Origin of the sequence: Nonomuraea jiangxiensis (assembly GCF_900099965.1) — a bacterium.
Classification (GTDB): domain Bacteria; phylum Actinomycetota; class Actinomycetes; order Streptosporangiales; family Streptosporangiaceae; genus Nonomuraea; species Nonomuraea jiangxiensis.
This window is the reverse complement of record NZ_FNDJ01000010.1, coordinates 295,759-316,762: the sequence shown is the minus strand read 5'-3', so window position 1 is coordinate 316,762 and position 21,004 is coordinate 295,759. Positions and strand designations below refer to the sequence as shown.

19 protein-coding genes and 1 pseudogene are annotated in these 21,004 nt (G+C 71.4%); 12 read left to right on the top strand and 8 right to left on the bottom strand.

Features of this window, described 5'->3' with window-relative positions; translation table 11 throughout:
* Positions 1-13: 13 nt before the first annotated feature.
* Entirely contained in the window at positions 14-904 is an 891-nt protein-coding gene (locus BLS95_RS23390; protein WP_090934798.1) for an NAD(P)-dependent oxidoreductase, read from the bottom strand.
* A 49-nt stretch (positions 905-953) separates the two neighbouring features.
* Here BLS95_RS23390 and BLS95_RS23385 point away from each other — a divergent pair, with 49 nt between their 5' ends.
* On the top strand, positions 954-1,304 hold the full coding sequence (locus tag BLS95_RS23385) for a winged helix-turn-helix transcriptional regulator (protein ID WP_090935067.1): 351 nt from the start codon (positions 954-956) through the stop codon (positions 1,302-1,304).
* A gap of 476 nt (positions 1,305-1,780) precedes the next feature.
* Positions 1,781-3,694 (top strand): OmpL47-type beta-barrel domain-containing protein, encoded by a 1,914-nt coding sequence (locus BLS95_RS23380; RefSeq protein ID WP_176993348.1) that lies wholly within the window; start codon positions 1,781-1,783, stop codon positions 3,692-3,694.
* A 35-nt stretch (positions 3,695-3,729) separates the two neighbouring features.
* Here BLS95_RS23380 and BLS95_RS23375 read toward each other — a convergent pair whose 3' ends face one another.
* Together BLS95_RS23375 and BLS95_RS23370 are read right to left on the bottom strand one after the other, a co-directional pair.
* Positions 3,730-4,911 carry a PucR family transcriptional regulator gene (locus BLS95_RS23375; RefSeq protein ID WP_143043845.1) on the bottom strand — a complete coding sequence of 394 codons (1,182 nt, stop codon included), beginning with the start codon at positions 4,909-4,911 and terminating at the stop codon, positions 3,730-3,732.
* Positions 4,912-5,180: 269 nt separating this feature from the next.
* On the bottom strand, positions 5,181-7,067 hold the full coding sequence (locus tag BLS95_RS23370; RefSeq protein WP_218135945.1) for an adenylyl cyclase: 1,887 nt from the start codon (positions 7,065-7,067) through the stop codon (positions 5,181-5,183).
* Positions 7,068-7,449: 382 nt separating this feature from the next.
* Here BLS95_RS23370 and BLS95_RS23365 point away from each other — a divergent pair, with 382 nt between their 5' ends.
* From BLS95_RS23365 to BLS95_RS23345, 5 genes are all read left to right on the top strand, one after another.
* Positions 7,450-7,866: a helix-turn-helix transcriptional regulator gene (locus BLS95_RS23365; RefSeq protein ID WP_090934789.1), complete on the top strand. Its 417-nt coding sequence runs from the start codon at positions 7,450-7,452 to the stop codon at positions 7,864-7,866.
* Positions 7,863-8,666, top strand: a complete 804-nt coding sequence (gene modB / locus BLS95_RS23360; protein ID WP_090934786.1) for a molybdate ABC transporter permease subunit — start codon at positions 7,863-7,865, stop codon at positions 8,664-8,666. The genes BLS95_RS23365 and modB overlap by 4 nt, the downstream gene beginning before the upstream one ends.
* Complete coding sequence (locus BLS95_RS23355; protein WP_090935061.1) at positions 8,663-9,694, top strand: ABC transporter ATP-binding protein; 1,032 nt, start codon at positions 8,663-8,665, stop codon at positions 9,692-9,694. The genes modB and BLS95_RS23355 overlap by 4 nt, the downstream gene beginning before the upstream one ends.
* Positions 9,691-9,960, top strand: a complete 270-nt coding sequence (locus BLS95_RS23350; protein WP_090934783.1) for a hypothetical protein — start codon at positions 9,691-9,693, stop codon at positions 9,958-9,960. The genes BLS95_RS23355 and BLS95_RS23350 overlap by 4 nt, the downstream gene beginning before the upstream one ends.
* Before the next feature lie 93 nt (positions 9,961-10,053).
* Positions 10,054-11,310: a Zn-dependent hydrolase gene (locus BLS95_RS23345; RefSeq protein WP_090934780.1), complete on the top strand. Its 1,257-nt coding sequence runs from the start codon at positions 10,054-10,056 to the stop codon at positions 11,308-11,310.
* 21 nt (positions 11,311-11,331) lie between these two features.
* Here BLS95_RS23345 and BLS95_RS23340 read toward each other — a convergent pair whose 3' ends face one another.
* Both BLS95_RS23340 and BLS95_RS23335 read right to left on the bottom strand, forming a co-directional pair.
* Positions 11,332-12,357, bottom strand: coding sequence for an alpha/beta fold hydrolase (locus tag BLS95_RS23340; protein WP_176993347.1), 1,026 nt, complete (start codon positions 12,355-12,357; stop codon positions 11,332-11,334).
* A gap of 221 nt (positions 12,358-12,578) precedes the next feature.
* On the bottom strand, positions 12,579-13,055 hold the full coding sequence (locus tag BLS95_RS23335) for a hypothetical protein (protein WP_090934774.1): 477 nt from the start codon (positions 13,053-13,055) through the stop codon (positions 12,579-12,581).
* A gap of 139 nt (positions 13,056-13,194) precedes the next feature.
* Between BLS95_RS23335 and BLS95_RS59855 the strand changes: the two are divergent.
* A pseudogene (locus BLS95_RS59855) lies at positions 13,195-13,806 on the top strand (phosphatase PAP2 family protein); the annotation flags it as partial.
* A 51-nt stretch (positions 13,807-13,857) separates the two neighbouring features.
* On the opposite strand, the gene BLS95_RS23325 reads toward BLS95_RS59855, so the two are convergent.
* Entirely contained in the window at positions 13,858-14,526 is a 669-nt protein-coding gene (locus tag BLS95_RS23325; RefSeq protein WP_090934771.1) for a response regulator transcription factor, read from the bottom strand.
* Positions 14,523-15,962: a sensor histidine kinase gene (locus BLS95_RS23320; RefSeq protein WP_218135944.1), complete on the bottom strand. Its 1,440-nt coding sequence runs from the start codon at positions 15,960-15,962 to the stop codon at positions 14,523-14,525. The genes BLS95_RS23325 and BLS95_RS23320 overlap by 4 nt, the downstream gene beginning before the upstream one ends.
* A 272-nt stretch (positions 15,963-16,234) precedes the next feature.
* Here BLS95_RS23320 and BLS95_RS23315 point away from each other — a divergent pair, with 272 nt between their 5' ends.
* The 4 genes from BLS95_RS23315 (at position 16,235) to BLS95_RS23300 (ending at position 19,611) form a co-directional block, all read left to right on the top strand.
* On the top strand, positions 16,235-16,699 hold the full coding sequence (locus tag BLS95_RS23315) for a hypothetical protein (RefSeq protein ID WP_090934768.1): 465 nt from the start codon (positions 16,235-16,237) through the stop codon (positions 16,697-16,699).
* A 759-nt stretch (positions 16,700-17,458) separates the two neighbouring features.
* On the top strand, positions 17,459-17,830 hold the full coding sequence (locus tag BLS95_RS23310; RefSeq protein WP_090934765.1) for a group I truncated hemoglobin: 372 nt from the start codon (positions 17,459-17,461) through the stop codon (positions 17,828-17,830).
* On the top strand, positions 17,831-18,952 hold the full coding sequence (locus BLS95_RS23305; RefSeq protein WP_090934763.1) for a globin domain-containing protein: 1,122 nt from the start codon (positions 17,831-17,833) through the stop codon (positions 18,950-18,952).
* Positions 18,949-19,611, top strand: coding sequence for a DivIVA domain-containing protein (locus tag BLS95_RS23300; RefSeq protein WP_090934760.1), 663 nt, complete (start codon positions 18,949-18,951; stop codon positions 19,609-19,611). The genes BLS95_RS23305 and BLS95_RS23300 overlap by 4 nt, the downstream gene beginning before the upstream one ends.
* A gap of 68 nt (positions 19,612-19,679) precedes the next feature.
* On the opposite strand, the gene BLS95_RS23295 is transcribed toward BLS95_RS23300, so the two are convergent.
* Complete coding sequence (locus BLS95_RS23295; protein ID WP_090934757.1) at positions 19,680-20,963, bottom strand: acyltransferase family protein; 1,284 nt, start codon at positions 20,961-20,963, stop codon at positions 19,680-19,682.
* Positions 20,964-21,004 lie beyond the last annotated feature (41 nt).

Here is a 21,004-nt window from a genome sequence, read left to right as displayed (position 1 = left end):
GGCCGTTCCCGGATCAGTACAGGAGGTCGGTGATCCGGATGAAGCCGTCCGTGCCGTGGCCGCGGCCGATGGCGCGGCGGGCCAGGCCCTCGGCCGCGCGCATCACGCCCGCGTCGATGCCGTGGGACTCGGAGGTGTGCACGATGTGGGCCATGGACGACACCGCCGAGGTGATCGGGTTGCCCTCGCCGGAGTACCGGCCGCCGTCCACCTCCTCCGCGAGCTGCTCGAAGATCGGCGGCAGGATCGCGCCGATGCCCTTGGCGAACGGCGCCAGCTCGCGGGCGGTGATCCCCTCGGCCCGCGCCATGGCCAGCGCGTGCGCGTAGCCCGCCATGGCGGTCCAGAAGATGTCGAGCAGGGCGAGGTCGTACCCGGCCGCCCTGCCGACGTCCTCGCCCAGGTGGGTGTGGGTGCCGCCCAGAGCGTCCAGCACCGGGCGGTGCCGCTGGTAGAGCTCCTCCTGCCCGCTGTGCAGGAACACCCCGGCCGGCGTGCCGATCGTCGTGGTCGGGGTCATGATCGCGCCGTCCAGGTAGCCGATGCCGTGCTCGGCCGCCCAGGTCGCGGTGCTCCGGGCCCGGTCGGGGGTGTCCGCGGTCAGGTTGACGACCGTACGTCCCTTGAGCGCGTCGGTGACCGCCTCGGGGCGCACGATGGAGTCCACCGCTTCGTAGTCCACCACGCAGATCACGGTCAGCTCGCTCGTGGCCACCGCCACCTCGGGCGACGCGGCGCTGATCGCGCCCCGTCCGACCAGCTCACGGTCCTTGCCAGGGGTACGGTTCCAGACCGTGGTCCGCAGCCCGGCCGCCAGGAAGGCACCGGCCAGGGCCCGGCCCATCGGCCCGAGACCGAGCACGGTGACGGCAGACTGTTCGGTGTGGTCGGTGTGGGAGGTCATGCTGTAACTCCTGCCTCAGTATCGACGTTCGCTCATGAAGGGGATGCAGATGACGCGCAGCCGTGCCCAGGACCCGAACGTCTGCGGAGTGACCGCCGCGATCGCCGTGATCGACGGCAAGTGGAAGACGATCCTGCTCTGGCACCTGGAGTCAGGTCCGCGCCGCCCCGGCGAGCTACTCCGGCAGCTGCCGGGCCTCACCGAGAAGGTGCTGACGCACACCCTGCGGGAGATGGAGGCCGACGGGCTGGTCCACCGGGAGGTGCACGACGTGCGACCGCTGAAGACCGAATATTCCCTGACCCCGTTCGGCCGCGACCTCTCCGTGGCCCTGGAGCCTCTCTCCGACTGGGGCCATCGCCGCCTGGAGAGGCTGGCCGAGTCCCGGGTGGCTTCCTGACACGGCGCACCTCCCCCGCTCACCTGCTGTGTCCGGCGGCCCCGCGACCGCCTACGACCAAGCTTCCGGCCACCCCGTCCCGGCCGACAAGTACCCACAAATAAGTGGGTACGCCGGGCCGGTCGACGATGCCGTTCCGCGTCACGTAGCGGTGCGGGGCGGAGGGGTGCAGGTCGAAACGGCCGGGGCGCTTCGACAGCGGTAGGCCGGTGGCGTCAGATCTTCCGTCAGCTGCGCCAATACGCGATATGCCGGCTCGGGATTAGATGCTGCCGACCATTCCATCGCTACCGAACTGCCCCAGCTCCCCCTCACACGCATGGAACGGATTCGTCATGGCGAAGCGTCCGGCAATTCTGGCTGCCCTCGGCACGGCGGTCGCGGCCATCAGTGCGATCGGAACTCTCCCCGCACAAGCCGCGGCACCCCTCTCACTCCCGATCAAGGCTGTCGTCTCGACCCATCTCAATCTCGCCGTGGCCGGAGAAGTCCCGGTCGCGTTACTCAGCGCGGACGGCGTGGACGCCACCGCGATCGACCCGGCCACCGTCCGGTTAGGCGGCGGCACCCCGGTCGCCCAGGGCGACGGCGGCCCTCTCACCTCCACGGTCGACGTCGATCGCGACGGCCGGCCCGACCTGGTCCTGCGCTTCGACAAGGAGCGGCTGACCCGCGACGGCGGGCTCGGCCCGGCCACCAAGGCGCTGGCCGTGACCGGCTCCCTGCGCGACGGCCGGGCCTTCGAGTCCTCGGCCGCCGTCACGCCCGAGGTCGCCCTTGAGGTCAAGTTCCAGGAGCCGCTCCAGGTCCGCGGGACGAACCAGGCTCTGCGCAGCGCCGAGGGCGACGACCTGGATTCCGTCCAGGCGGTCCTCACCCGCCACGGCGCCTCGTCGGTCACGCCGCTGGTGCCGAGCGCCGCGGTGGCCAGCCTGGAGAAGCTGACCTCCAAGGCGAAGGCCCGGGCCGACGCGGAGGTCCCGGACCTGAGCTCCTGGTACAGCGTCGTGCTGCCCGCGGACGTGGACGCGGAACAGGTGGTCGAGGAGCTCCGGGCGCTCCCCGAGGTGGCCTTCGCCTATCCGGCCCCCGATCCCGTACCGCCGCCCGCCGAACCGACCCCGGACTTCACCGGGACGCAGGGTTACCTGCGGCCCGCGCCGCAGGGCATCGACGCCGACTTCTCCCGGCAGGAGCCGCGCGCCCGCGGCGCCGGGATCAAGATCGTCGACCTGGAGTACGACTGGAACTGGTCCCACGAGGACCTCCAGCTCGACGAGTCGAGCGACCTCGGCGGCAGGGTGTTCCCGCGCTACACGGGCTTCGCGGACGAGCACGGCACCGCGGTCTTCGGCGAGCTGGTCGCCCGGGACAACGGCTACGGCGTGACCGGCAGCGTGCCGGAGGCCAAGATGTACGGCATCTCCCCCAGCCAGGCGACGAGCACCGGCGGCACCCGCTGGAGCCCGGGCGCGGCGCTGGCCTACCTCGCCGGCCTCAACGTTCTGGCCCCCGGTGACGCCGTGCTGCTGGAGCAGCAGACCTCGGGCCCGCTCGGCGGCTCGAATTACGCGCCGCTGGAGTGGATCCCGTCGGTGTTCGACGCGATCAAGCTGCTCAACGGGCTCGGCGTCACGGTGGTCGAGACCGGCGGCAACGGCAACCAGAACGTCGACTCCGACCTGTACGTACAGAACGGGATCAAGTGGTTCGACCGGAGTGTCCAGGACTCCGGCGCGATCCTGGTCGGCGCCGGCAGCGACACCGACCGCGAACGCCTGAACTTCTCCAACTACGGCGCCCGGTTCGACCTGCAGGGCTGGGGACGGGCCATCGTGACCACGGGCAGCAACGGCAACCTGTTCGGCGGGACCGACCCGGCGAACCTCAACGTCCGTTACACCAGGTCGTTCGGCGGCACGTCCGGCGCCGGGCCGATCGTCACCGGCGCGGTCGTGGCCGTCCAGTCCTACCTGAAGGCGACCGGCCAGGCCCCGTGGACCGCCGCGCAGGTCGCCGACCTGCTCAAGCGCACCGGCACTCCGCAGGGTCCCACCACCTCGGGGCAGCACATCGGCCCTCTGCCCAACCTCTCGGCCGCCCTGAAGGCGATCGAGGTCGACGCGCCCACCACCGAGGTGAAGCTGACCCAGCACGCTCCGCGCAAGGGTGACTGGTACCAGAACCCCTTCGTGACGTTCACGGCCGGCGACGGCTGGGGATCGGGCGTGACCCGTACCCAGTACCGGCTCGACGGCGGGAAGTGGAAGACCTACAGCAAGCCGTTCCGGGTCCTCGACAAGGGGCGGCACCGGATCGAGTTCCGCTCCACCGACGCCAACGGGAACGAGGAGCAGACCCGCTCCCTGACCTTCAGGAACCGCCGATGACGGAGGGCTGACGGCGCGGGGCCGGTGTGGTGCTCCTACGTCGGCCCCGTCAGCCGGGCCAGTTTCAACGCCAGATGCAGCGACAGGCGCTCGTTGCCGTCCCGCAGGTCGGTGCCGATGAGCTGTTCCACCCGCTGGATCCGGTAGTAGACCGACGTCCGGTGCAGGTTCATCTGGACGGCGGTCGCATGCGCGTTGCCCGCCAGTTCGAGGTAGGTCTCCAGGGTGTCCAAGAGCGGCCGGCTGCTGGGATCCGCGATCAGCTTCTCCAGTCCGGGATGGACGCCGGCGTTGCTCAGCACCTCGCTGGATAACTGCGACAGCACGCGGTAGATCCCGAGTTGCGACCAGTTCGCCACCGGCCCGACCGCCGGAACCTGTACGGCGACCCGGGCGGCCAGCGCCGCCTCGTCGTAGGACAGACGTACCTCGGATAACTCCGGGCGTGGCCGGCCCACGCCCACCACGGCGCCGGCCACCGAGGAAACCCCGCGGATGACCGTCTGCAGCACGTCGTTCAGGTGCGCGCTGACAGCCCGCGAGGTGGCGGAGCCCCGCCGGTCGTGCACCAGCAGCACGCCGTGGTCGTAGCGCACCAGGTGCACGGCCTCCCGCGAGCCGACCCACCGGCGGGTGGCGACCAGCGCCTGCTCCAGGGCGATGCGGGCCAGGTCGTCGAGGCGTACCCCTGGCCGCAGGATCACCCGGGCGACCACCGCCGTCGTGGGAACCCCGTCGGAGAGCAGGCCGCCTTCCAGCAACGTGGTCGCGCCGTGCCGCTGGGCGTCCTGCTCGTCGGCGAGCAGCAGGCGGATCGCCTCGGTCTCCCGCTGCGAGGCGAGCTCCCCGGCGAGGTTCTCGCGGTAGAGGGCGAGGGCCAGGTCGGTGGTCGTCCTGGACGCCGCCGCGATCTCCTCGTCGGTCATGGACTGGTCGGGGTCGATGAGCCAGACGAACCCGAGCAGCAGGTCGCCGTGGCGGATCGGCACGCAGACCCTGGGCAGCATGCGCAGCTCGGTGCAGGCGGGGGTCCGGATCGGCTCCCGGGCCTGCATGATGCCGACCTCCCGGAAGAACGCGATCACCTCCGGCGTGGTCTGCCTGCGCAGGATGGACAGCCGGCGGACCTCGTCCATCGGCTCGAGTTGCTCGCTGTAGACGACCACCCGCTGGCGGTGGTCCTCGATCAACGCGGGGCGGCCGACGCGGCTCGCCACAGAGTCCACGATCGCTTGCAGCTCCGAGAGCATTGCTCCGCTTTCGACGGTAGTAGGAACACTTTCTCCCGTTATTTGCCGAACTGCGCCTATTTCCAAACGGTGTGATCATGGAATCCCGACAGGCGTCGAAACAGCTGGTGGCGAGCTTCCCACATCTGCACAACCAATGCGTTCACCGGCAGGCGGGGTGGGGTGTGAGGCGGCAGCGGCCTCGGCTGAGCGGTGGCGGGCCGGGGAGGACACCGGCCCGCCACCGGGGACCGGCCTTACGGGGCCGGGTAGTCCGTGATGTACACCGGCGCGCCGACCTTGGTCATGTCGGCCGCCTCGCCCACGCCGTTGACGACGTGGTCGATCGTTCCGGCGCTCAGGTTGACGGTCATGATGTGGTGCAGCCTGACGCCCGGGGTCTGCGGGACCTCGAAGCCGTTCTCGGTGTGGATCTCCGGGTTGTTCTGGTTGAAGACGTAGACGCCGGCGCCGTAGAGGTTGTGCGTCCGTACGCGGTCGCCGACCTTGTAACCGGCGTAGCCCTCGACGTCCCCGTTCATCCAGTCGGCCTGGGTCGGCGGGTCGTAGGGCAGCTCGTTCTGGTAGAGGATCGTGGTGCCGCCCTCGCCGTTCCAGACGGTGTTGTACCGCTGGAAGTGCTCGACGAACAGGCCGGTCGCGGTCACGTGGTCGCCGTTGATGACGGCGCCGGTGCGGCCGATGTTGGTGTTCCAGCGCTGGGTGTCGGTGAAGCCCTCGACGCCGTGGTCGGCACGCCACACCCAGGTGTGGTCGATGAGCACATTGTCGCTGTTGACCTCCAGCGCGACCTCGGTCTTGCCGACGTGCGGCCCGCCGACGCGGAAGTACACGTCGGACAGCGTCGTCGGGTTGCGCTCGGAGCCCTTGCCGTTGCCGTGCTTCTTGCCCACCCGCAGCAGGACCGGCGACTTCTGGAGGCCCGCGTCGATGGTCACGCCCGCGACGATCACGCCGGGCACGTCGGCGACTTCGAGCGGGGTGGAGCCGTGGACGGCGGTGAGCGTGGCGTGCCCGAGGCCGAGGACGACCGTGTCCGGGCGCCTGACCTCGATGCTGCGCGCGATGTCGTACACGCCTGGGGTGAGCAGCAGGTGCTTGCCGCGGGCGAGGTGGTGGTTGATGGTCTGCACCGAGTCCGACGGCCTGGCGACGAAGAAGTCCTTGAGCGGCAGGGTCCGGCCCGGCGTCAGGCCGTCGGCCCACGTGATGCCCCGGGTGCCCTTCCTGGCGGCGGGCACGCGGACCTGGTACTTGCCGCCCGCGTCCACGTACAGGTAGGGCTTCTCGCGGCTGACGGGAGTGGTGTCGAGGGTCGTGTACGGCGGCGCCGGGAACCCGGCGTCGTCCGGTGCGCCGACGACGCCCGCGAAGACCTGGTTCCACACGGCGTTCGACCAGCCGGCGACCTCGCTGTTGCGGGTCAGCCACTGCTGCTGCGAGCCGTTCGTGACGGAGGGCAGCCTGGAGTCGGCGATGAAGCCTCCGCTGGCGTACTGCGGCCCGGCGGTGCAGTAGTCCATCAGCGACAGGGTGCCGCCGCTGACGTCGAGCCGGCGCAGGGAGACCGCCTGGGAGACGGCCCAGAAGTTCGCCGAGGCGCGGCAGCCGTCCTGGCCGGCCGCGTTGATCTTGATCGACAGGTTGGACAGGGTGCGCCAGAAGTTGACCAGGGCGAGGCAGTTGCCGGTGCCGCCGTCGGCCAGGCAGCGGTTGTAGACCTCGACCTTGCCGTTGATGACGACGTCGGTGGGCGAGGCGCCCAGGCCGGCGACCTCGGTGTAGTAGCCGACCTTGATCTGGAGCGGCTGCTCCGCGGTGCCGTACGTGCCGGGCTTGAAGAGGTAGGCGTGGCGGGTGGTGCCCATCTCGTTGTTGACCTGGGCCGCGTGCGCGGCGTCGAGGGTCGCCTGGATCTCGCTGACGGGCATGCCCGGGTCGAAGACGGTGACGTTCGGCCCGAGATCGGGGGCGCCTGGGGCGGGCGAGGCGGCCGTGGCGGGCGGGCCCGCCACCATGACCGCGGTCGCCAGCAGGAGACCGACCGGTAACAACCGGCCGAGTTGCGGGCGGCCGGGGCGCCGCCGCGTACGGCTCCCGTCGCCGGGAGACTGGGTCGTCATACGGTTCGTCCTTTCCGCTGCCGGGGCAGCGCTCCATTGACTGAGGACATCGGGGCCTTCTACGGCGGCCGGAAGCCGCCGAACCGACGAGAGAGCGCTCTCTCGTGACATCAGACGGGGATCAGCGGTGGAGGAAAGGGTGTCGGACGTTTCTATCGCGTGAACCGGTCGATCACAAGAGCGCGGGCGTGTCCGCTGTCGTCCACCGCTCCGGGCGCGCGGCCGGGCAGGGCACCATGGTCGCGATGGTCTCGGGCACACCCTGGCCAGGAGCGTCGTGGTGGCACTCCGTGGATGCCATGGCAGAGCCACCGATCGCACCGCTGTTGCCGGGGATGGCGGGTATTTGGGATGGAAAGTGCGAAGGGTATGGTGAGGGTTTGTGACGACGACGTTTCGGATCAGCGAGGCCGCGGCGTTGCTCGGGGTCAGCGCCGACACGGTGCGCCGCTGGGTGGACGCCGGCCGGCTGTCGGCCGAGCGGGACGAGCACGGTCACCGGCAGGTGAACGGCAGCGATCTGGCCGCCTTCGCCCGGGCGCAGGTCGAGACCGTGGACGACGCGGGCCGCTCCTCGGCGCGCAACCGCTTTCGCGGCATCGTCACCGAGGTGATCCGGGATTCCGTGATGGCACAGGTGGAGATCGCCGCCGGGCCGTTCCGGGTGGTGTCGCTGATGAGCCGGCAGGCCGCCGACGAGCTGGGCCTGGCGGTGGGGGTGGTGGCCGTCGCCGTGATCAAGTCCACCAACGTCGTCGTCGAGCTCCCCGGCCACGAACGCGTGGTCAGCGGCCTATGAGGACTGTCCCCCGGCAGAGGTCGGGCCGCCCGCCCTGGATGCTGGTGCTGCCCGCGCTGCTCGGGCTGGCCTTCCTCGTGCTGCCGCTGGCCGGGATGCTGATCCGGGCCCCGTGGACCACCTTGCCGCAGCGGCTGACCGAGCCGCACGTGCTGGAGGCGCTGCGGCTGTCGCTGGTGTGCGCCACCGTGGCCACGGTCGTGTGCCTGCTGCTCGGGGTGCCGCTGGCCTGGCTGCTGGCCCGGGTGGACTTTCCCGGCAGGCGGGTGGCGCGCGCCCTGGTCACCGTGCCGCTCGTGTTGCCGCCGGTGGTGGGCGGCGTGGCGCTGCTGCTCGTGCTGGGCCGGCGCGGGTTGATCGGGCAGTGGCTGGCCGACACGTTCGGCGTGACGTTGCCGTTCACCACCACCGGCGTGATCGTCGCCGAGGCGTTCGTGGCGATGCCGTTCCTGGTCATCAGCGTCGAGGGCGCGCTGCGCGGGGCCGACCAGCGCTTCGAGGAGGCCGCCGCCACGCTGGGGGCCTCCCGCTGGACGGTCTTCCACCGCGTCACGCTGCCGATGATCATGCCGGGCGTGGTGGCCGGGGCGGTGCTGTGCTGGGCGCGGGCGCTGGGCGAGTTCGGGGCCACGATCACCTTCGCCGGCAACTTCCCCGGCACCACCCGGACCATGCCGCTGGCCGTCTACCTGGCCCTGGAGACCGAGCCGGAGGCGGCCATCGTGCTCAGCCTCGTCCTGCTCGCCGTGTCGCTGATCATCCTGGCCAGCCTGCGCGACCGGTGGGTGACCAGCCCATGACGATGCGCGCGCACCTGGTCGTCCACCGGCCCGCCTTCACCCTGGACATCTCCCTGGAGGTCGCCCCCGGCGAGGTCGTCGCGCTGCTCGGGCCCAACGGCGCCGGCAAGACCACGGCCCTGCGCGCGCTGGCCGGGCTCACCGCGATGAGCGGCGGCGAGATCGTGCTCGACGGCCACCGGCTGCACACCCTGGCCGCCGAGCAGCGCCCCATCGGCATGGTCTTCCAGGACTACCTGCTCTTCCCGCACCTGTCGGCGCTGGACAACGTCGCGTTCGGGCCGCGCTGCCGGGGCGCGTCCAAGGCGGAGGCCCGTCGCACCGCCGCCGCCCTGCTGGAGCGTGTCGGGCTCGCCGGCCATGCGGCGTCCCGGCCCCGGCAGTTGTCCGGCGGGCAGGCCCAGCGGGTCGCCCTCGCCCGCGCCCTGGCCGTGGAGCCGAAGCTGCTGCTGCTGGACGAGCCGCTGGCCGCGCTGGACGCCCACACCCGGCTGGAGATCCGCTCCCAGCTCCGCCGCCACCTGGCAGGCTTCGACGGCGCCACCGTCCTGGTCACCCACGACCCGCTGGACGCGATGGTGCTGGCCGACCGGCTGATCGTCATCGAGCACGGCGCCATCGTCCAGCAGGGCACGCCGGCCGAGGTGGCCCGCCGCCCGCGCACCGACTACGTCGCCCGCCTGGTCGGGCTCAACCTGTATCGCGGAGTGGCCGACGGGACACGGGTCAAGGTGGGCGAGCTGCTGTTCAGCTCGTCCGACCGGCTGGAGGGGCCGGTGTTCGTGGCGTTCTCGCCCGCCGCCGTGGCTCTCTACCGCACCCGTCCTGACGGCAGCCCGCGCAACCTGTGGCAGGCCACGATCGACGGCATCGAACGCCACGGCGACAACGTACGCGTGCACCTCGACGGCCCGTTCGCCGCCTTCTCCGACATCACCCCCGCCGCCCTCGCCGACCTCGACCTGACTCCGGGCCAGGAAGTCTGGGCCTCGGTCAAGGCCACCGAGACCCACGCGTACCCGGCATGAGCACCGAGCGGGGTCCCGACGGTCACGAGTGCAACGCCATCTGCCTCGGCGGCCCCTGCCACGGCCTGCTCATGCACATCGACCAGGACATCGGCATCCTGGTCGTCCCCGTGCCCCGCCACTCGCGCGAGGAGGCCGAGTCGTGCGCCCGCTACCGCATCACCCGCGAGCGGATCCGCTACCGCGGGCGGCGTGAGCCGTACGTCGCCCTGCACTGGGCCGATCCGCCGCCCCCGTCGTGCCCCTGCGGCGACCCGGTCCCCTGACCGCCGGTGCACGATGGCATAGGATGCCGGACGCCGCGAGCCGTCCGACTGGTGGAAGGGGCACAACGTGCAGGGCAACGAGGTTGCGGCCGGATGAGGATCGACATCGACCGGCTGCGGCACGACCTGGAGACCTTGCGGACCATCGGCCGGGCGGCGGAGACCGGCGGCGTCAGCCGTACGTCGTTCTCGCCCGCGGACGCGGAGGCCCGCCGGTGGTACGTGGAGCGGTGCGTGGAGGCGGGGCTCGACGTCGAGGTGGACGGCCTCGGCAACATGGTGGTCCGGGCCAGGGACGAGCCGTCCACGGCCAAGCCGGTGTGGACCGGCTCGCACATCGACTCCGTACCCGACGGCGGCTTCCTGGACGGCGCGCTCGGCGCGATCGCCGCGCTGGAGTGCCTGCGGCGGCTCACCGAGGAGAAGGTGCCGCTGGCCCGTCCCGTACGGGCGGTCGTCTTCGCTGACGAGGAGGGCAACTACAGCCACCTGCTCGGCTCCACCGGCATCGCCAAGGGGTTCGACCGGGCCCGGCTGGAGGCGATGACCGGCCGGGACGGCGACCGCCTGGCGGACAGGTTCGCCGAGCTGGGCTGGGACCTCGACGCGGCCACCAGGACCAAGGTCGAGCCTGGCGAGGTGCACGCCTTCGTCGAACTGCACATCGAGCAGGGGCCCAACCTGGAGGCGGGCGGCTTCGACATCGGCGTGGTGACCTCGATCGTCGGCCTCGGCGGCGGGAAGGCCCGCTTTCAGGGCCGGGCCGACCACGCCGGGACGACGCCGATGGCCAAGCGCGCGGACGCCCTGCTGGGCGCGGCGGAGTTCCTCACGACGCTGCCCGGCCTCGCGGCCTCGATCAGCGACGACGCCGTGGTCACCTGCGGCCTCATCGGCGTCGAGCCGGGCGGGGCCAACGTGGTGCCGGGCACCGCGACGGTGACACTTGACTTCCGCGATCCCGACCGCGACCGGCTGCGGGCGCTGGGCGAGGCCGTCGAGCGCTCGGCCCGTGAGGTCGCCGGGCGGCACGGCCTCACGGTGACCTGGGAGCTCGACACCCCCGTCGCGCCCGTGCCGCTCGACGAGGGCATCCGCGAGACGATCGCCGCCGCCGCGGAGCGGTTCGGCTACCGGCACACCGACCTCCCCTCGGGCGCCGGCCACGACTCGCAGAACATGGCGCTGATCGCCCCCACCGCGATGATCTTCGTACCCAGCAAGGACGGCCGGAGTCACTCTCCCGCCGAGGACACGAGCTGGGCGGACATCGAGCGGGGCGGCAACGTCCTGCTCGCCACCCTCATCGCGCTGGCCTCGGACGAGGCCCCCGCCCCCCGCGGAGCATGAGGACACCCGCCGGCGACCGGATCACCCTGCCGGCGCGTGCCGCCGGAGGAACGCCCGCAGCACGGCCTGGACCTGCTCCGCCTTCGGGCTGAGCCAGAAGCCGAGGTGGTCCTCGTCGTCCATCCAGAGGTGTTCGGCGCCGGGTATCCGCCCGGCCGCGAACGTCCCGTGGTCGAACGGCACATCGCCGTCCTGCCTGCCGTGGATCAGCAGGGCCGGGGCCTTGATCCGCGTCAGCGGCAGGTCGCCCCGCCGGGCCTGCGCCGCGTCGTTGTCGGTGCCCGGCCAGCGCCGCTCGTAGGGGAACGTCGTCTCGAACATCGCCTCGAAGAGCGCCCGGACACGTGGCGTGTTCAGGATGTACGAGCGGCGCGCCGCCCGCTGCTCCTCGGTGAAGGTGCTGGTCTCGTCCAGCGTCGAGGAGATGACGCTGTCGAACGAGAGTCGCGCCGTCAGCAGGGCGAGCTTCTGGCCGACGGTGTTCAGGAACGCTCTCCGCACGGACGAGCCCGGCTTCCCTGGAGGCTGCCGCTTGCTCAACCCGCCGACGGAGACCAGTCCCCAGACCCGGTCCGGATGGCGGGCGGCGAAGGTGTAGCCCACCGGGCTCCCGGCCGACACCGCGAGGACCCCGACCCGGTCGATGCCGAGCTCGTCCAGGAGCGCGGCGAGCAGGTCGGCCTGCTCCTCGTTGGTCCGGCCGCTCTCCAGTGGGGTGCCGAGGTAGCCGGGCCGCGAGGGGCTCAGGACGCGGTATCCGTCCTGCCGCAGCCAGCCAGCGAAGAGCCGTCCCTGGTCGGCTCCGCCGAGCCCGGCGTGCACGGAGAGCAGCACCGGGCCCTTCGTGCCGTGCAGGTCGTACTCGATGGGGCCGAGCCTCGTCGTGGCCGTCCGCAGGTCGAGCCGGAGCCCGGGGAGGAGCTCCCGGCGCGGGTCGGTGTCGATGCCGCCGTTCCAGAGGAGCAGCCCCACGACCGCCACGGCCGGCACCCCGACAAGCACCGCGAGCACCACTCTGACGATCTTGACGACTCTTCGCTTCCGCACCGCTTCGGCACCCTTCGGTAGCTGGACCCGGTTCGCGGCCATCGTCGTCCAGCGGCCTGGTACGGGTCGTCCCACGGGCGGAGTGATCTGCCGCCACCCCACCGGGACCAAGGACCGACCGGGCTACCACGCCGGGAGTAGCGGCTCCGTACGGTGCGGAGAGCAGGCATGGGTGGGACGTGTGGGCGCCGACGCGCAGACTGCATCCGAGCCGTGCCGCCTCATGTGCTCACGTGGGCCCGGAAGCGCTCGTGGGCGGACTGCTTGGAGATGCCCATGGCCTCCCCCACCTCCGACCAGGAGGCGCCGGACTGCCGGGCTCCGGCGACGGCCTGTTCGAGCAGGGCGCGCTGCCAGGTCTCCAGCTGGGACAGCAACGTGAGAGCGGCGACAGGACGCTCGGCGATGAGCTTGCTGATCCGCTCGCACAGAAGGTTGGACTTGATCACCAGCTCACCGGGGGGCGCGGCGGCCAGCAGCGGCGTGGCGTGCCGGCTCCACCACCGGTATTCCACCTCCTTGGCCCCGGCCGGGGTCGCCGGGTATTTCCGCCGGTCGGCCCAGCCACAGGAACAGCCGGCCTGGTAGCCGACGAAGGTCCTGGTGAAGACGCCGGCGGAGGGGGCCGGCTCGCCGTTGGGGAGCACCGGCGCGGCGAACCCCTCGTGGCCGGGCAGGTCGATCGACTTGAAGGTCATAATCGTCAGGATATCTTGACGCTTTGCCGCCGGCACAAGGACGCGGCGTACGGGTTCGTCAACCCCGACGTTCGCTTAGGTCACACTCCGACGCTCGGGTGAGGTGCTGGGTCACCGCGGATTTCTACGGTCGTGCCTCATGAGAAGCGACCTGCGAAACAACACCGTCGCCCGGCGGCTGCTGGTCCCGGCCGCGCTTCTGGCCGGTGGGGCGGTGGCCGTCGCCTGGCTGTCTCCCGGCGGTCTGGGCCGGGCCGAGCCGATCCGGGTGGTCAGCGGTGCCTCGGCCGCGTCGTACCGGTGGGTTCACGAGAGCCTGCCGACCGGCCTGCCGTCGTGGCTGGACCCGGCGTCCGAGGCGCCGCTGGTGCTGCTCGGGCTGATGGCCGTCCTGGTGGGCTGGGGTGCTCTGCGCCGGGGGGACGCCCACGTCGTCGCGGGGGTGGCCGTGACCGGCGCCGGCACCGTGGCCGCCTACGTGGTGAGCGAGGCGCTGAAGCTGGTGGTGGACGAGGAGCGGCCGTGCCGGGCGGTAGTGCCGATGGACGGTTGTCCACCGTCCGGGGACTGGTCGTTCCCGAGCAACCACGCCGCTCTGGCAGCCGGGCTCGCGGCCGGGCTGTCCGTGCTCCGCCCCCGGCTGGCCGCGCTGGCGGTGCCGCTCGCCGTCGTGGCGGCGCTGCTACGGGTGCTGGCGGGCGCTCACTACCCGCATGACGTGCTCGCGGGGCTGATCCTCGGCGCCATCGTGGTGGTGGCGGCGTTGCCGGGACTCACTCCGCTCGCCGCGCGGCCGGTGTCATCACTGCTCAGGAACGATGCCCGCCTCGTGCGCCACGACGGCCGCCGCCGCCCGGTTGGGCACGTCCAGCCGCATCAAAATGGAACTGACGTGGGCCTTGACCGTGCCCTCGGCGACGTGCAGCCGGCGCGCGATCTGCCCGTTGGACAGCCCGCCGCCGAGATGGGCCAGCACCTCGCGCTCCCTGACGGTCAGCGCGTCGACCAGGCCGCGGGCGGCGCGGCGCCGTCCGGCCAGCATCGCGGTGTCACCGGCGGCGAGGTGGGCGACGACCCGCGCCGCGACCTTCGGTGACAGGTACGCCCCGCCGTCGGCCACCGCCCGGACCCCCGCGATCAGCTCCTGGGGATCACCGGACTTGATCAGGAAGCCCGCCGCACCATGACCGAGTGCCTCCAGGATGTAGTCGTCCTCACCGAACGTCGTCAGGATGACCACCCCGGTGGCCGGAACCGTCCTGCGGATCTCGGCCGCCGCCTCGATGCCGTCGCCGCCGGGCATGCGGATGTCGAGCATGGCCACCTCGGGCCGGTGACGCTGGACCAGTTCCACGGCCTCGTGGCCGGTGGCGGCCTCGGCCACGACGGAGATGCCGGGATCGGTGGCCAGGATGGCCCGTACGCCCGCTCTGACCATCGGCTCGTCGTCGGCCACCAGGACCCGGATCACCGGGCGACCAGGGCGTCCGCGGACTCCAGCCGGCCGGCGCGGAAGCACAGCCGGTAGGCGTCCGCGTACCGGTCGTCGAAGGGGTCGGCTGTCATCGCGTAATACTCGCACGTCGTGCCGGGTGCCGCGGGTTCGGCGGCGGGCGGGCGGCGGGCGGTCTGCTGTTCCGGCAGCAGCCGGGCCAGGTCCGGGCGCGGCTGGCCGATCCGCAGGCCGGCGTAGAGGTCCGGGGCCAGCACCGAGTGCCGAACGGCCAGGATCTCCCACGTCCGCAGCAGGCCGCCGACCACCACGGCCGTCGCGACGGGCAGCATGATCGCGACGGCCACGGTACGGCGGACGTTCCGGTGGACCCGGCGGCGCTCACGCGGCACCACGGGGTCCTCCGCGGGGAATCCGGTGTGGGCCGCCCGATCGCGCGGCAGCCGGGCCGACACGGTGAAACCCCGGCCGGTGGGACCGTGGACGAGGACTCCCCCGGCCAGCCGGACGCGCTCATCCAGCCCGACGAGCCCCCACCCACCACCCGCCGCCGCCACGGACCGAGCCGCCGTCGCGAGGCCGGTGGCCGTCGCGGGGCCGCTCCCCCTCGCGCGACCAGTGGCCGTCGGGGGGCCGCTGTCCACTACGACCTGTATCTCCGTGTCCGTGTACCGCAGTCGCACGGTCACGCTCGCGTCCGGCGCGTGCTTGGCCGCGTTCGTCAGCGCCTCCTGCACGACCCGGTAGGCGGCGCGCTCGGCCACCGGCGGCACCCGGCCCGCCTCGCCCTCGACGTGCAGCGTGACGGGCAGTCCCGCCGCCGACGCCCGCCTGACCAGGTCGGAGACGGTCCCGCCGGCGGGCCCGCCGGGCCGGCCGTCCTCGCGCAGGACGCCGATGACCTCGCCGAGCCGCTCCACGGCCGTCCCTGCCCGCGCCCTGATGTCCTGGGCGGCCGCCCGGTGCTCCGGCGCCAGATCGGAGTCGAGGTGCAGCGCCCCGGCCGCCAGGGCGATCAGGCTGAGTTCGTGCCCCAGGACGTCGTGCATGTCCTGGGCGATGAGCGTCCGCTCGCGCAACCGTACCCGCTCGGCGAGCAGCCCCTGCTCGCGCTCCAGGCTTTCGGCCCGCTCCCAACCGGCCCGGACCAGCTCGCGGTACTGGCGCCAGAACCGGCCCGCGAACCAGGGCACCATCGCCGCCCCGACCACCACCGCCAGGAACCGGTCCCCTTGCGCCAGCCAGGCCGGAACGACGACGACCACCACCATGCCGACCGCGAGCACGCCGACCAGTACGAGCACCGCCGGCCGGGCCGGACCCGGCCGCATCCCCGCCAGGAACGCCGCCACCGCGGTCGCCACCGCCCACCACAGGCCCACCGTGCTCAACCCGGCACTCGCCGCGGCCACCCCGATCAACACCGCGGTCGGACCGGGAGGCCACCAACCCATGACGCCCCCTGGTATCGCGGACCCACTTCGCACAGACGGGCACGATACGTCGGTCCATCGGCCGCCCACCTCGGCCGAAAGTCCAACAACCGCTGGGGCAGGCGTGGTCGGTGTGAAGTAGTTCACCTTCGGGGCTTGTGTGGATTTGTCCGCAGATCCCGATACCCCGACCTTCCTAACGTAGGCGTCGTCCGGAACGGGAAGCCCCCGTCCGGCTCGGGGAATCCGGCGTTTTCCTGTCCCGAGAACGCCCGCACCATGGAGGAATTCTGTTGCGAAACGTTCGCAAGCTGCTCGTCGGCACCGCTGTCGCCGGTGCTCTGGCCGCGGGGATCTTCGCCGCACCGGCCGCCTCGGCCGCGACGGCTTCGGCCGCGAGCACCGCGACCGCTGCGACCACCGCGAGCACCGCTTCCCAGGCGTCTTCCGGCTGGAGGTACGTCAACGTCGGCGGTCGCGACGGCCGCATCGCCTACCAGTGGGGCCGTAAGGGCGGCCGCTATTGGCTCGACTTCCAGCTGTGGGACCGCGACCGTCACGACCGCGGCTACACCTTCTTCGACGTCTACTACAAGAGGGACGGCCGCTGGCACCACTACAAGCGCTACTCCACCAAGAGCTTCTACGACAAGGGCAACCCGATCTTCTTCCCGTCCGACGTCGACGACATCAGGTTCAGGGGCGGCTACGGCTGGAACGACCACTTCGGCTGGAGCGGCTACCACAACTACCGGTGACCAAACCTGCCGGCTCCGATGAGGGGGCCGGAGACGTAAGAACCACGCGGGCGTTCCTCACGAGAGGGGCGCCCGCTTAGCCATGCGGTGATCATCCAGATCATCCCCAGCCGTGTGGGGACCATCACAACAGCGCAACGTCACCGCTACGAAACGATCACCTACAGGGGTCTCTTCGGGCAGGTCGGCGGCACAACCGGAGAGAAGTCGGACATATCGGACACGCCGTGTTGTCATTGTGATACGGGTTGCGAGCGGTGTGAACAGCCCCTAGTGTTCCTGAGAAATGTTCACGTGGTCAGAAAACCTTCAGGGTTAGGTCCAGTCAAGCTCATGGCCTGCACAGGATCCGCTCGACGGGGGCATGCATGGCGTTCAGGCCACGCACAGCACTCGCTGTGACGGTGGAGTCGGCGGCAGGTGGCGATATGATCCCGCCGCCGCGTTCCGTCGATCCCGCTTCGGCCCGCTCCCCGCTGGTTGGCTCACCCTCTCCCGCTGAGGGCCCGGCGCCGTTCCCGGGAGGCCACGGCGGACGAGCCGCCCGAGACCACCACCCGCGCACCTGCCGCACCGCGCCCCGAAGTGAACACGCCGCCTCAGGTGTGGACCCGCGAAGCGAGGGCAGACCCGGGGGCAACGCTCGGCGACCCGTCGGCGGCCACCCACCCGGAAAGGCGCCGCGACAGCGCTGATCAGCGTAGTCACTCTCCACGAACACGCAGGAATTTATCCGATTTGGGAGGATTGGTAACCCCTATGGGTTCGTACTATGAGCAAGTCGGCGCCGCGACCGTCCGCGAAGTGGTCGACCGGTTTTACGTCGCCGTGCTGGCCGACCCCGAGCTCCAGCCGTACTTCACCGACGTCGACCTGCCGAGGCTCAAGCGGCACATGGTCATGCTGCTGTGCTCCGTTCTCGGCGGCCCGGAGGTGTACGAAGGCGCCGACCTGGCCGACGCCCACCGGGACATGGGCGTCACCGGAGCGCACTACGAGAAGGTCGGCAGCCTGCTCGTCGCGGCGCTCCGGGAGCAGGGTGCCGGGGAGGACCTCGTAGAGCATGTCGTCACGGTCCTGGGCCAGGTGCGCGGGTCCATCGTGGCGCAGCCCGCAGGAGCAGCCGGGTAAGTGGACACGCAAGCGTTAAAGGGTAGCTGGCACCTGGTGGCCCAGTCGGGTGACCAGGTGCCGCTGTTCTTCTACTCGGCCCTGTTCCTGATGTACCCGGAAGCGCGCGGCCTGTTCCCGGTCTCCATGGCCGCCCAGCGGGACCGGCTCGTGGGCGCGCTCGGGCACATCGTCAGCAACGTCGACCGGGTGGACGAACTGGTCCCCTTCCTCCAGCAACTCGGCCGCGACCACCGCAAGTTCTCCGTGGTCGCGCAGCACTATCCCGCGGTCGGGCAGGCACTGCTCGCCACCCTGGAGCACTTCCTCGGCGATCGCTGGACACCTGCCCTGGCCCGCGACTGGACGCAGGCGTACAGCCTGGTCGCCAAGGTCATGACCGAGGCGGCCGAGGAGTCGTCGGCGACGTCGCCACCCTGGTGGGAGGGCGAGATCATCATGCACGAGGTGCGCGCCCCCGGCATCGCGGTGATCCGTGCCCGCCTGAACTACCCCTATCCCTTCCGTGCGGGGCAGTCCGCGTCGATCTCGTGCGCGCTGCGGCCGAAACTGTGGCGGTACTACTCCTTCGCCAACGCCCCGCGCCGCGACAACACCATTGACCTGCACGTTCGTGTGGTCGACGGCGGCGTGGTCAGCACGGCCCTGGTGCACGGCACGCAGCGGGGCGACATCCTGAAGGTCGCCGCGCCGGTGGGCGACCGGCTGACGCTCGACGCCAACCCGCCCAGGGACCTGATCCTGATCGCGGGCGGCACCGGCCTGGCACCCCTCAAGTCGCTCGTGGAGCAGATGGCCTACGAGGGGCCGCGCCGTGACGTCCGTCTCTTCGTGGGGGCCCGGACCTCCAGGGAGCTGTACGACATCGAGGCCCTGTCCAAGCTGAACGTCGAGCACCCCTGGCTGAGCGTGGTGCCCGTGGTGTCCAGGGACGCCTTCTACAGCGGCGAGCACGGCATGGCGGTGGACGTCGCGTTGCGGGCGTATCGCGGCCAGGACGTCTACGTCTGCGGTTCCGAGGAGATGGTCCAGCAGTCGGTCTCCCGGCTCCTGGATGCCGGCGTGCCACCGGGGCAAATCCGTTTCGACGAGTTCACGAGTGCTGGAGGTAGGGCGCAGTGACGGGAGAGACGCCATGGGCACATGGCACATCGAACGATCCCCAGCGACTTACGCCGGATCGGGTACGGAACAAGGACTTCTCACGTACCGCCCTCGGGCGCCGCGGCTACAGCGAGGATGAGGTACGCAGCTTCCTGTACCGCATCGCCGACGACATCGCGGCCGGCGACATGGAGAAGGCCGACCTGCGTGCGGAGGTCGAGCGCCTGCGGAACTGGTACAAGGAGCGCGGCACCGACGTCACCGGCCCGAGCGCGCAGCGAGCCAGGCTCAACGTCGACGCGGTCAACCTGCTCTCCCGCGCCCAGCAGACGGCGGACGCCCAGATAGCCGAGGCCGAGGACTACGCCCGCCGCCTGGTGGCGCAGGCACGCCAGCAGTACGAGCAGATGCTGGTGGAGGCCCAGCACCAGGCGGAGGAGGCCGCCAGCCAGGCGGTCAAGACCTATCGCTCGAGTGGCGAGGTCCAGTCGGTCGAGGCCGAGGAGCTCGAACGCCGCATCGCCTACCTGCGTACCTTCGCGGAGGTCACGCAGGTCCAGTTGCGCGCGGTTCTCGAAGGGTTGACGAACGAGGTCAACAAGCTCGGCTCACTCCCGGAGACGAGCAGGAACGTCGCGTACTCTTCGCTGGGACAGGAAGTGATCACACGCGGTTGAATCCCCCGGACACGTGACCGGGCGTCCACAGGAGCCTCCGGCCGCCTGAGCGCGCCGGGCCACCCGGCTCAACGGGTGGTCGCACGCGCCAGGCGGCGGCCGAGTCGCTGGGCCGGCTGCTCGACGAACCGGTAGGTCAGGGCGGAGCAGGCGACGACCACGGCCAGCAGCACTACGGACCAGGTGATCCGCCAGGCGAGCGGGACCGGCGCGGGGTCCCAGACCAGCCGGCGCAGGATCTGCACCGCGAGGGGGTGCAGCAGGTAGACGGAATAGCTGATCAGCCCGAGACGCGCCAGGAACCGAGGCAGCGCGTACGACCGCAGCAGCCGGCCGGCCGCGAAGGTCAGCCAGGCCCCGGCCACGGCGGCGGACCAGCTCCACCTGAACGCCAGCGCCTTCTCCTCGGACATCGTCCAGCCAGGACCGAACCAGAACGCGGCGGTGACGCACACCACCGGCACCAGCCCGATCACCCATCTCCCCAGCCCGCGACCAAGCTGCCCCTGGTCCAGGCGGTAGAGCGCCGTCCCGGCGAACATCGTGGTGACGATGGCCAGGCTCTCCCACGCGCCGACCCGGCTGTTGGTCCCGAGCAGTACGACGGCCAGGAGGCCCACGGCGGCCGCGCCGCAGAGCCGTACGCGATGGTCACCGCCGAGGATCGCGGCGAGCCCCAGCACCAGCACGGCGGTCGCGACCAGCACGGCGGCCTCGCCGCCGAGACCGCGTGACAGGGCGCCGGCCGGCAACACGCCGCCCACGAGCACGGCCGCCATCGCGAGCACGAGCGTGCCGGCGGTGCTCACGCGATGCCGCCCGGCCACGAAGAGCGCGGTCACCAGCAGGTAGAACACCATCTCGTAGGTCAGCGTCCAGAACACGTTGACGACGCTGACCACCTGCAGGACGTCCTGGAGCATCGTCAGGTGAGCGACTGCGGACGTGACCGGGTGGTCGCCCAGCTGCCCGGGCAGGGCGGAGTACACCTGCACGACGCCGAACGCGGTGCCGGCCACGGCCGCGAGGATCCACAGCGGATAGAGGCGGAACGCGCGGTTGATCCAGAAACCGGCGACGCTACCGCGCCGTTCGAGCGAGGCCGGCACCACGTAACCGCTGATGAGGAAGAACACCAGGACGCCGTACTGGCCGAAGTCGAACCACGGGCTGACGGTCGCGCGCACTTCGGGAAAGAGCGGGTCCAGCAGGTGTTCGAAGAGCACGGCGAGCACGGCCACCCCGCGCAGGGCGTCCAACCAGGTCTGTCGGCGGGCCGGCGCGGGCGCCTGCGGCTGGACCTCGGCCCGCGGCGCGCCGCCGCCTTCGCGGGCGGCCAGGTTGATGGACACCCGGTCACGTTACGCGGTCAACCTGAGTAAACCCTCACAGT